The sequence below is a fragment of the Xanthomonas arboricola pv. populi genome (assembly GCF_002939945.1).
GTDB classification, from domain to species: domain Bacteria; phylum Pseudomonadota; class Gammaproteobacteria; order Xanthomonadales; family Xanthomonadaceae; genus Xanthomonas; species Xanthomonas arboricola_A.
The window spans coordinates 12,623-23,717 of record NZ_MDEB01000002.1; the positions used below are offsets into that span (position 1 = coordinate 12,623).

The 11,095-nt window shown below is 65.0% G+C and carries 7 protein-coding genes and 1 other RNA gene; all 8 read right to left on the reverse strand.

The features are described 5' to 3' along the window. Window positions 1–141: 141 nt before the first annotated feature. On the reverse strand, window positions 142–2,400 hold the full coding sequence (locus XaplCFBP3123_RS06380; protein ID WP_104533329.1) for a methyl-accepting chemotaxis protein: 2,259 nt from the start codon (window positions 2,398–2,400) through the stop codon (window positions 142–144). A gap of 216 nt (window positions 2,401–2,616) precedes the next feature. Beyond that, window positions 2,617–4,857 carry a methyl-accepting chemotaxis protein gene (locus XaplCFBP3123_RS06385; RefSeq protein ID WP_253254152.1) on the reverse strand — a complete coding sequence of 747 codons (2,241 nt, stop codon included), beginning with the start codon at window positions 4,855–4,857 and terminating at the stop codon, window positions 2,617–2,619. A 204-nt stretch (window positions 4,858–5,061) separates the two neighbouring features. Next, window positions 5,062–5,138, reverse strand: a non-coding RNA gene (locus XaplCFBP3123_RS06390) — sX9 sRNA. A 123-nt stretch (window positions 5,139–5,261) separates the two neighbouring features. After that, the gene (locus tag XaplCFBP3123_RS06395; RefSeq protein WP_104533330.1) at window positions 5,262–7,544 is read right to left on the reverse strand and encodes a methyl-accepting chemotaxis protein; all 2,283 of its coding nucleotides are present in this window, start codon (window positions 7,542–7,544) and stop codon (window positions 5,262–5,264) included. A gap of 63 nt (window positions 7,545–7,607) precedes the next feature. Further along, the gene (locus tag XaplCFBP3123_RS06400) at window positions 7,608–8,153 is read right to left on the reverse strand and encodes an MCP four helix bundle domain-containing protein (protein WP_172453131.1); all 546 of its coding nucleotides are present in this window, start codon (window positions 8,151–8,153) and stop codon (window positions 7,608–7,610) included. Window positions 8,154–8,318: 165 nt separating this feature from the next. Beyond that, window positions 8,319–10,325, reverse strand: coding sequence for a chemotaxis protein CheA (locus XaplCFBP3123_RS06405; protein ID WP_104533332.1), 2,007 nt, complete (start codon window positions 10,323–10,325; stop codon window positions 8,319–8,321). A gap of 32 nt (window positions 10,326–10,357) precedes the next feature. After that, window positions 10,358–10,723, reverse strand: a complete 366-nt coding sequence (locus XaplCFBP3123_RS06410) for a response regulator (RefSeq protein ID WP_002806565.1) — start codon at window positions 10,721–10,723, stop codon at window positions 10,358–10,360. Then, window positions 10,720–11,028 carry an STAS domain-containing protein gene (locus tag XaplCFBP3123_RS06415; protein WP_104533333.1) on the reverse strand — a complete coding sequence of 103 codons (309 nt, stop codon included), beginning with the start codon at window positions 11,026–11,028 and terminating at the stop codon, window positions 10,720–10,722. The genes XaplCFBP3123_RS06410 and XaplCFBP3123_RS06415 overlap by 4 nt, the downstream gene beginning before the upstream one ends. Window positions 11,029–11,095 lie beyond the last annotated feature (67 nt).

Consider the following 11,095-nt stretch of genomic DNA (forward strand, 5'->3'; position numbering starts at 1 on the left):
GACGGCAGGCGACTGGATTCACCTCGTCCTCATGCGGTTGAAAGGCCGCGCCGATGCCTGGACGCGGGTTGAGCGCGGCCAGGTGGACGGGTACTGTGCCGCGACGGGTAGGCTGACGCGCCGTCGTTTTTTTAGCGGCTCTTAGAACTCAGCCCAGTCCGACTCGTTGGATGGCGCCGCCGCCACTGCAGCGCGTGCGCCCGTCCTGGCGGCAGGCGAAGTGGGAACCTTGGCGCCAGCGGCGACAGGCCGCTTGGCAGCGATCTGGCGCACCACCGGTATTGCGCGCTTCACCGCTTCCAGCTCGGCCGACAGGCGGAACAAGGCCACCGCATCGGTGAGCTGCTGCGCCTGTTCCTCCATCGAACGCGCGGCGGCGCTGGCTTCTTCCACCAGCGCAGCGTTTTGCTGGGTGGCCTCGTCCATCTGGGTGACGGTCTGGTTGACCTGCTCGATGCCGGCCGACTGTTCCTGCGAGGCGGCGGAGATCTCGCTCATGATGTCGGTGACGCGCTGCACCGAAGAGACGATCTCGCTCATGGTGCTGCCGGCCTGGTTCACCAGCGCCGAGCCTTCGGCGACCTTGTTGACCGAATCGTCGATCAGGCTCTTGATTTCCTTCGCGGCGCCGGCCGAACGCTGCGCCAGGGTGCGCACTTCCGAGGCGACCACGGCGAAGCCGCGGCCCTGTTCGCCGGCACGCGCGGCTTCCACCGCCGCGTTCAAGGCCAGGATATTGGTCTGGAAGGCGATGCCGTCGATGACGCTGATGATCTCGGCGATCTTCTTGGACGAGGTCTGGATAACGGACATGGTGGTGACCACCTGGTCGACCACGCTGCCGCCGTGCGAGGCCACATCGGCTGCGCCGATCGCCAGCTGATTGGCCTGACGTGCGTGCTCGGCATTCTGCTTGACGGTGGAGGTGAGCTCTTCCATCGAGGCGGCGGTTTCTTCCAGGTTGGCGGCCTGCTGCTCGGTACGCTGCGACAGGTCGTTGTTGCCGGCGGCGATTTCGCCAGCGGCGGTGTTGATCGCCAACGTTGAGTGCTTGATGCGCCCGACGATGTCGGTCAGGCGCTGGGTGGTGGCATTGGCATCGTCACGCAGGCGCGCGAACACGCCGTGGAATTCGCCGTCCATGCGTGCGGTCAGATCGCCTTCGGCCACCGCGCCGAGCAGCTGCGACAGCTTGCCCAGATTGCGGTCGCTGACGTCCATCATCGAGTTCAGATCGGCCACCATCACCGCGAAGTCGTACTTGAAGCGCGCCGCGTCGCCGCGTGCGCTGAAATCGCCGGCCGCTGCGGCCTGCGCCAGCTGCTTGATCTCGGTGTTGATCGACAACAGGCTGGCCTTGGCCGCATCCATCGCTTCATGCAGGATGGCGCGGCTGGCCGGCAGACGGCGTGCGTCCTGGGTCAGGTCGCCCTGTGCGTACTGGTTGAGGATGCGGACCGAGTCGGTGATGGCATCCAGATGCTCGAAGATCATCGTGTTGATGCCGCAGGCCAGCGTGCCGTACACGCCGGGGAAATCCTCCGGCATGCGGTGGGTCATGTCTTCGGCCGCATGCAGGTGCGACATGCGCGCGGTCTCGTCGCTGAAGCGGCGCAACATCTGCGTCATGCCGCCGGTGGCTTCGAGCATCTGGCCGATTTCGTCGTTGCCGGTCTTGCTGACCTGTACGCCCAGATCGCCACGCGAGACCGCCTTGATGGCGCCCAGCGCCTTGGACAGCGGATTGGTGATGCTGCGCGCGATCAGCCAGCCGAAAGTCACCGACAGCGCTGCCATCAGCAGCGTGCCGAGCAGCAGCACCGCGCTGGTCAGCTGGAACGACGCGGCGCTGGCCGCGACCATGTCGCTCAGTGCCTTGGACTGCTGTGCATAGAGCTTGTCGACCGAGGCGAACAGTTCCTTGCGTATCTCGCCGGACTGCTTGCGCGAGAAGTCCATCGCCGCCGCGCGGTCGGGTGCTGCATAGAGCTTGCGCAGCTGCTGGTTGGCGGCGAAGTAGCGCGTGCTGGCATCGGTCAGCTTTGCGTATTCGGCCTTCAGCGGCGAGGTGGCGCCGATCTTGGCGTCCAGGAGCTTTTGCGTCTCGACGTATTTGGCCTGGATCTCGTCCATGCGCTTGAAGAACATCGCATAGCGTTCCGGATCGTCGAGATTGACGAACTGGCCCACTTCATAGACGCGGAATTCGCCGGCAAAGCCACGCAGTTCGGACAGACGGCTCAGCACCGGCACCACGTCCTGGTGGATCAGGGTGGTCTGCTGCTGCATCTGCCGCATGCGCGAAAAACCGAGCCCGCCCAGCAAGGCGGTCAGCACGGCACTCAGGCAAAAGGCAAACATCAGTTTGCGGCGGATCGGCCAATCGTTGAACTTGTTCATCAGGTACTCCGGGATCTTGCGCAGGAACGCTGTCCAGCACGCTAACGGCTGCAGGGCATGAATTCTTCACCTGTGGAGGATGAAAGGTGCGGTGGCCGACTTGCGTGTACTGCGATCAAGCTGCTGGACAAACGGCGGTGGCGGGCAGGCTGAGCCGGCCGGTCGAGCGTCACGCACATGCATGCAGCTGCCTGACTGCGGCAGCGCATGCACGGTTCAGAAGTCCTGCCATTGACCGTTGTTGCCGGTGGCGACCACCGAGATGGTTGCCTGCTTGCGTGGAACGGCTGCGGCGGAGCCGCGCTTGAGCGCAGTCACTGCCGGTTTGAGCGCTGGCGCTGCCGCCATGGGTTCCGGCGCATCGGCGAGCGTGAAGCGCGACACGGCCTGCGTCAGCTGGCGGGCCTGTTCTTCCATCGCCCGTGCAGCAGCAGTGGCTTCTTCCACCAATGCCGCGTTCTGCTGGGTGGCCTCGTCCATCTGGGTCACGGTGCGGTTGACCTGCTCGATGCCGCTGGACTGTTCCTGCGAGGCCGCAGAAATCTCGCCCATGATGTCGGTGACGCGCTGCACGCTTGCCACGATCTCGGCCATGGTGGTGCCGGCCTGATCCACCAGTGCCGAACCCTGCGCCACCTTGCCGACCGAGTCGTCGATCAGATGCTTGATCTCCTTGGCCGCGCCGGCCGAACGCTGTGCCAGGGTGCGCACTTCCGAGGCGACCACCGCAAACCCGCGGCCCTGTTCGCCGGCACGTGCCGCTTCCACCGCTGCGTTCAAGGCCAGGATATTGGTCTGGAAGGCGATGCCGTCGATGACGGAGATGATGTCGGCGATCTTCCTGGACGAGGTCTGGATGCCGGACATGGTGTCCACCACCTGGCTGACCACCTGACCGCCTTGCGAGGCCACATCGGCTGCGCCGATCGCCAGCTGGTTGGCCTGACGTGCGCTTTCGGCGTTCTGCTTGACGGTGGAGGTGAGTTCCTCCATCGAGGCGGCGGTTTCTTCCAGGTTGGCGGCCTGCTGCTCGGTACGCTGCGACAGGTCGTTGTTGCCGGCGGCGATCTCGCTGGCCGAACAGGTGATGGAGCCGGCGGCCTGCTGGATGCGCCCGACGATGCCGGCCAGCTGCGTGGCAGTGGCGTTGGCATCGTCCCGCATCCGTGCGAACACGCCCTGGAACTGACCATCCATGCGCGCGGTGAGGTCGCCCGCGGCCAGCGCCGCCAGCAGCTCGGACAGCTTGCCCAGGTTGCGGTCGCTGACTTCCATCATCGCGTTGAGGTCGTGGATCATGCGCGCCGAGTCGTGCCTGAAGCGGGTCGCATCGCCGCGCTGGCTGAAGTCGCCATTGGCCGCGGCCTGGGCCAGGCGCTTGATCTCGACGTTGATCGCCAGCAGGCTGGCCTTGGCCGCATCCATCGCTTCGTGCGGCACCGCACGCGTGCCGGGCAGGCGCGCGGCGTCGCGCGACAGATCGCCTTGCGCGTATTCGTTGAGGATGCCGATCGCATCGACGATGGCGTCCAGGTGTTCGAAGATCATCGTGTTGATGCCGCCGGCCAGCTCGCCGTAGACACCGGGGAAATCGGTCGGCATGCGGTGGCTGACGTCTTCGCCGGCGTGCATGTGCATCATCACCTTGGTCTGCGCGGAGAAGCGCTCCAGCGTGTGCACCATGTCGTCGGTGGCCTTCAGCATCTGGCCGATTTCATCGCTGCCGTGCTCGGCGGTGCGCACGCTCAGATCGCCACGCGCCACGCCCTTGATGGCAGCGAGCGCACGCGACACCGGCTCCAGGATCGAATTGCCGATCAGCCAGCCCACCAACAGGTTGATCAGCACCAGCACGCCGCCGGCCATCGTGATGATGCCGGTGAAGACCAGCGCCTGCGACTGGGTGTCGTCCAGATACACACCCGTGCCGATGACCCAGCCCCACGGCTTGTACAACGACGCGTAGGAAGTCTTCTGCACCGGGTCTTTTTGGCCGGGCTTGGCCCAGGCGTAGTCGACGTAGCCGCCGCCTGCCCGGGCCACGGCGACGAAGGCCGGGAAGATACGCTTGCCGTCCGGGCTCAGCACATCATTGAGCGGCTTGCCGTTGAGATCCGGGCGGGTGGGGTGCATCAGCATCACCGGCGCCTGGTCGGTGACGTAGATGTAATCCACGCCGCCACGCGCGCGCATGCTGGACAAGGTATGCAGTGCGGCTTTCTTGGCGCTGTCCACATCCATCTCGCCCTTCTCGGCGCGCTCGGCATAGCCGTTGACCACCGCAGTCGCCATTTCGATCTGGCTCTTGAGCGCATCGCGACGCGTGTCGGTGAGATCCAAGTACTGGATGCGTGCGGCGATCACCGCCAGCGCGATGATGCCCAGCGCCACCAGCGCGGTCTGCGCCAGAAACTTGCGCTTCAGCGGCACGTTGGCCAGCGTGTTCTTGAATGTCATGGCGGGTATCCAACGAAGGCGAGGAGTCGGGGGATACAGCCGTAGCGACCTCGCCCGAGAAATATTGAGTGTTGTCCGACAGCCGGTTCTGGCGGCTTCCGGCGCGCGTCGATTTTTTTGACCGGCCGCTAGGCCCGACGCACGCAGCGGACAGGCCAGGGGCCGACGAACGCCCCCGGTGCAGGGGCAGAAACGACTAAGCGCGGCTGACAAAACGTAGCCAGCGGTGGTCAGGTAAGTGCGGGCGGCGCGCTCAGAACCGGAGGGTAAGAGTGATACACGCCGATTCCGCGCGCCGACCGCGCCCGCCCGGCGGCCGCGCACGAGGTTTGTCAGCCGCTCAAAGCCCTGGCAACCTGGTCGTGGCGGCCGCAGGATCGGTGGCTCGCAAGGTCAGAAGATGCCTAGAACTCCTGCCAGCTCGAATCGCCATTGGACGCCGTCGCAGTGGTCAGGGGGAACGCCACTGACCTGCTGTGTTTCGACCTTGCGGAAACCGGTGTCGGCGCTTCCGGGGGGCGGGCGTCCGGCACCTTGGCGCCTGACTGGCGTTGGGTGACAGGCCGATGTGACATCGCCGCCAGTGCGTCGATCTGCTGGACCTTGAAGATTGATACCGCATCGGAGAGCTGACTGGCCTGGTCCTCCATTGCACGGATGGCGGAGGTGGCTTTTTCCACCAGGGCGGTGTTCTGCTGGGTGGCCTCGTCCATCTGCGTCACGGTCAGATTGACCTGTTCGATGCCGGCCGACTGTTCCTGCGAGGCGGCGGAGATCTCGCCCATGATGTGGGTCACGCTCTGTACGCTGGCGACGATCTCGGCCATGGTCTGGCCGGCGTGACCCACCAGCGCCGATCCTTCGGCGACCTTGCCGACCGAATCGTCTATCAGTCCCTTGATTTCCTTTGCCGCAGCGGCCGAGCGCTGCGCCAGGGTGCGCACCTCGGAAGCCACGACCGCAAAGCCGCGGCCCTGTTCACCGGCGCGTGCGGCCTCCACCGCGGCGTTCAGCGCCAGGATATTGGTCTGAAACGCGATACCGTCGATGACAGAGATGATCTCGGCGATCCTTTTCGACGATGCCTCGATGCCGCTCATCGTCATGACGACCTTGCCGACCACATCGCCACCGCGCGAGGCCACATCGGCAGCGCTGATAGCGAGCTGGTTGGCCTGGCGGGCGTGCTCCGCGTTCTGCCTGACGGTGGAGGTAAGCTCCTCCATCGAGGCAGCGGTTTCCTCAAGACTTGCGGCCTGTTGTTCGGTTCGGCGCGCCAGGTCGTCGTTGCCGCTGGCGATGTCGCTGGCGGCGGTGTTGATCGAACCGGACGAGTGCTGGATGCGCGCCACGATCTCGGTCAGCTGCTGCACGGTGGTGTTGGCATCGTCGCGCATGACCGCGAACACGCCGTGGAACTCGCCATCCATGCGCACCGTGAGGTTGCCCTCGGCGATGGCCCGCAGCAACCGTGAGAACGCTGCGAGGTTGGTGTCGGCGGTGGCCATCATGGTGTTGAGGTTCTCGACCATGACGCGGAAGTCGTTGTCGAAGCGGGTGACGTCTCCGCGCTGCGAGAAGTCGCCGACGCTGGCGGCACGGGCCAGCTGCTGAATCTGGGTGTTGACGGCCAGCAGATTACGCTTGGCCTCTTTCATCGTCTGGCTGAGCACTGACTTTTCGCCAGGCAGATCCTGCATGTCCACCGAAAGGTCGCCCACGGCATAGCGCTTGGTGATGCCCATCAACTGCATCTTGACCGCGATGTGCGCGGCGACCAGATCGTTGGTGTTTCGCACCATTGCTCCATATTCGCCGGGAAAGGCATCTTGATCGATGCGGTAGCTGATCCAGCCCAGCTCATGTTGCCTTGCCATCTCGTTCTGGGCGTCCACGACCGCGCGGATGCGAGTGCGCATGGCCAGCATGTCATCAATCAGCAGCCCGAGCTCGTCTCGGCCGCCGCTCTCGACGTGGGTATCCAGTTCGCCCTTGGCGACCGCACGCGACAACGCAGTGGCCGCACGCAACTGCCGGTTGATGCTGCGCGACACCAGCCAGCCGGTACCCAGCGCCACGCAAAGCGTCGCCAGCAGCAACCCCACGATCATCAGTTTGGTGTGCGCCAGCAGGCTGCGGGTGGCGACCAATTCCTGATCCAGCTGAGCCACGTTACGCTCGTTGAGCGCGATCAGCTTCTCGAACAAAACACGGCGTAGCGGCCGCGACTGTGTGTCGGAGATGGTTCGCGCAGTCGCCGCATCGTGCGCACGCACTGCATCGCCCAGGCGCTGATTTGCGGCAAGGTAGCCGGCAAGTGAGCTCGCCGCGGCATCGTAGAGGGCGCGCTCGCCGGGAGCCTGGATGGTTGCCTCGAAGCGCGCCTGTTGGCGGGCGAGATCTTCACGTGCGGTCTGGATGCGGGTGAAGTAGTCGGCGGTCGCGTCGGACTCGTCGATGTGTGCAAGCTGCGCAAGCTCGTAGGTGCGGATCTCGCCAAGCTGCGCGCGGATCTCGGCCAGCGACTGCGTGGCCGGGATCCATTTACCCTCGACGCGCCGAAACTCCTCCATCGACTCGCTTGTGCGGGCATAGACCACTAAGCCCAGCAGCAGGGTCAGCAGGCTGCTGGACGCGAACACCAACGCCAGTTTGTAGACAATCCCGAGGTCGGAAAACCATTTCATCGCCGTGCTCCTGCGGTGCCGGCGGTGGCCGGCGCTGCGCCTGTTGGGTGGGTGGGTGTCATCTCAGCGCGCGTCGGGGCCGGCACGTTGGTCGATCTGGGCGATTAGCAAGCTGAGCTCTGTGAACAGCGCATCCCGTTGCTGCTGTGCCTGGCCAGTGGACATTGCCTCAGCCTGCGTCTTGTCGCCGGCGCGCACGGTCTCGGCGATACGCCTGCGCAGTTCCAGATAGCTGTCGAGTTTGTGCTTGAACGAAGTGCGTCGGCGCGCCTCGTCGCTTTCGGGTGTACTGGCCGCATAGCGCTTCCAGGCACGCTCCAGACGCTGGCGGGTGTCGTCCATGCGGCGATCGTAGTCGGCCGCTTCGGCAGTGTTGCCGGCATGCATGATCTGCCCGAGCTCGTAGGCGTGGAGTTCGGTCAGACTGGCGCGAAGCTCATGCAGCGCTGCCGACGGAGCGAGGCGCTGGTGCTCCAGATAATCCAGGCGGTCGCTGGTGTGACTTAGGGGGCTCAGGGTCAGCCAGGCCGTCACTACCAGAAGGGCACCTAGCGTCATCCCGGCGATGGTCAAGCCCCGGCGCGCCCCTAAAGAGGTTGTCAATTCCATGTCTGCACCTGCAACGGCTAAAGGAGTCCGGATATGCAGCGTCCCGGTCACCAGTGGTATCGGCATTGCGGCACGCCGACTTGACGATGCGGTGCGTTTTTTTTCTTAACAAGACCTACTTTGTCGTAGCGGACCCGGCCGTAATGCTGGTCAGCGCGCCAGTGATCAGGCGGCTTGCGGCACGCGCAGCGAGCGCACCAGCCCACCGATGTCCACGATCAGCGAGACCCGACCATCGCCCAGGATCGTGGCGCCGGACACGCCCGGGATACGGCGGTAGTTGTTCTCGATGTTCTTGACCACGACCTGTTGCTGGCCGAGCAGTTCGTCCACTTCCAGCGCGATCTTCTGGCCGTCGCCTTCGACCACCACCACCAGCGGTTCCTGCGAGGACTGTTGCCCGCCGAAGCCGTAGTAATCGGTGAGCGACAGGATCGGCAGGTACTCGCCGCGTACCCGCAGCACCCGGCCGTCGCCCGCCATCGTGCGGATGTCTTCCGGCGCCGGCTGCAGTGCCTCGAGCACGTAGGCCAGCGGCAGGATCAGGGTTTCGCCGGCCACCGAGACGGTCATGCCGTCGAGGATGGCCAGGGTCAGCGGCAGACGGATCAGCACGCGGGTACCGCTGCCGGCGTTGCTTTCCAGCTGCACTTCGCCACCCAGGCCCTGGATGTTGCGGCGGACCACGTCCATGCCCACGCCACGGCCGGACAGGTCGGTGACGGCATCGGCGGTGGAAAAGCCCGGTGCAAAGATCAGATCCCACACCTGCGCATCGGTCGGGTTGTCCGGCACGGCGATGCCGCGTTCGGCCGCTTTTTCCAGGATCTTGGCGCGATTGAGGCCACGGCCGTCGTCGCTGACTTCGATCACGATATGGCCGCCCTGATGCGAGGCCGCCAGGGTAATCGTGCCGGTCTCGTCCTTGCCGGAGGCGCGACGCGCATCGGGCATTTCCAGACCATGGTCGATCGAGTTGCGCACCAGGTGCACCAACGGATCTGCAATCTTTTCGATCAGGCCCTTGTCCAGCTCGGTGCCTTCGCCGATGGTGCGCAGGCGTACCTGCTTGCCGAGGCGGCTGGAGAGGTCGCGGACCAGGCGCGGGAAGCGACGGAACACCGCATCCACCGGCAGCATGCGCACGCCGATGACCGCTTCCTGCAGGTCGCGGGTATTGCGTTCGAGCAGATCCAGGCCGGCGAACAACTGTTCGGCATGCGCCGGATCCAGGCCGGTGGAGACCTGCTTGAGCATGGCCTGGGTGATGACCAGCTCGCCGACCAGATTGATCAACGCATCGACCTTGTCGACGCTGACGCGGATCGAGGTTTCCGCTTCCGCTGCGGCGGCCTTGGCCGGCGTGGCAGCGGCGGCGGCAGGTTCGGCAGCGGCGGCGGGTGCCGCAGCGACGGCGACCGGTGCAGCGGCAACGGCTGCAACGGCCAGGCTCGGCGGCGGGCCGGGTACCGCCATCGGGCGGATATCCAGCTCGCAATCGTCCACCACCCAGGCGAAGGTGTCTTCGATCTTGCTGCGCGGAATCTTGCCGATCAGGCCCAGATCCCACGCCAGGTAGGCTTCCAGCGGGTCGATGTTCTCGAAGCCCGGCATGCGCTCCAGGCGTGCAGCAATCTGCAGCGGGCCCAGGTGCTCGAGCTCGCGGATGATGCGCAACGGGTCGTTGCCGCTCATGAACAGCGACGGTGCCGGGGTGAAACCGATATGCCAGGCCTCGGGTTCTTCTTCCTTCGGCTTGGCGACCACTGCAGTCGTCGGCGCTTCACCGGCCAGCACGGCGTTTAGACGGGTGTGCACGGCCTTGACCGCGGCCGGGTCGGCCGGGGTGCCGTGTTCGGCTTCGCGCAGCAGGGCGCGCAGCACGTCGACCGAGCCGAGCATGGCATCGACCGCATTGGGTTCGAGCTGGCGCTTGTTGGAGCGCAACTCGTCCAGCAGCGTCTCCAGCACGTGGGTCAGGCCGGCGACGGCTTCGAACCCGAAGGTGGCAGCGCCGCCCTTGATCGAGTGCGCGGCGCGGAACACCGAGTTGATGATTTCCGGGTCGCGGTTGCCCTCTTCAAGGGACAGCAGCCCGGCCTCCATCGCATCCAGCCCTTCGCGGCTTTCCTCGAAAAAGGTGGCGTGGAAACGTTGCAGGTCCATGCTCATGGGCGTGACATCCGATGGTGAGGCAAGTGGAATTAACCCAGAACTTTCTGGACGGTGGCGATCAGCTGTTCCGGATTGAACGGCTTGACCAGCCAGCCGGTGGCACCGGCGGCCTTGCCTTCGGACTTCTTGTCGGCCGCCGACTCGGTGGTGAGCATCAGCATCGGGGTGAACTTGTAGTCCGGCAGCTGGCGCAGCTCGCGGATCAGCGAGATGCCGTCCATGTTGGGCATGTTCACGTCGGTCACCACCGCATTGAAGCGTTGGCCCTTCGCGCGGCCCAGCGCAACGGCGCCGTCCTCGGCTTCTTCGACGGCAAAGCCGGCAGAGGTGAGGGCGAAAGAGACCATCTGGCGCATTGACGCCGAATCGTCCACCACCAAGATACGTGCGCTCATGCGGCGTTCTCCACAGATTTCAGGTTGTCATTGGATGCGGAAAGTCCGAGCGCGTCGGTGACGCCGAGCAGACGGGCCGCATCTCTAAAAGTGTCGTTGCAGCCATCGAATCCGGTATGCAACCCCGCCTGCCGGCGGGTTTGCACAAAGGCGCAGAGCAACTGCACGCTGGCGGTATGGATACGCCGGACGTCGCCGGCATCGAGCAGCAGGTCGCCGTCCTGGGTCAGGAACGTGGCAAGCTTCTGCTTGAGGTCGGCGCTGGTCTCGATGCCGAGATCCTCACCCAGTGTCACTGTGCTCATTGTTGCTCCGAACGGATGGATCTATGCGTACTAACGGCGGGGGGCGGGAAAGCTTTAACGGTGAATC

Bases quoted from the DNA above. Each gene is read 5' to 3' on its own strand.
- XaplCFBP3123_RS06380 (WP_104533329.1), bottom strand. From the start codon at position 2,400: ATGAACAAGTTCAACGATTGGCCGATCCGCCGCAAACTGATGTTTGCC.
- XaplCFBP3123_RS06385 (WP_253254152.1), bottom strand. From the start codon at position 4,857: ATGACATTCAAGAACACGCTGGCCAACGTGCCGCTGAAGCGCAAGTTT.
- XaplCFBP3123_RS06395 (WP_104533330.1), bottom strand. From the start codon at position 7,544: ATGAAATGGTTTTCCGACCTCGGGATTGTCTACAAACTGGCGTTGGTG.
- XaplCFBP3123_RS06400 (WP_172453131.1), bottom strand. From the start codon at position 8,153: ATGGAATTGACAACCTCTTTAGGGGCGCGCCGGGGCTTGACCATCGCC.
- XaplCFBP3123_RS06405 (WP_104533332.1), bottom strand. From the start codon at position 10,325: ATGAGCATGGACCTGCAACGTTTCCACGCCACCTTTTTCGAGGAAAGC.
- XaplCFBP3123_RS06410 (WP_002806565.1), bottom strand. From the start codon at position 10,723: ATGAGCGCACGTATCTTGGTGGTGGACGATTCGGCGTCAATGCGCCAG.
- XaplCFBP3123_RS06415 (WP_104533333.1), bottom strand. From the start codon at position 11,028: ATGAGCACAGTGACACTGGGTGAGGATCTCGGCATCGAGACCAGCGCC.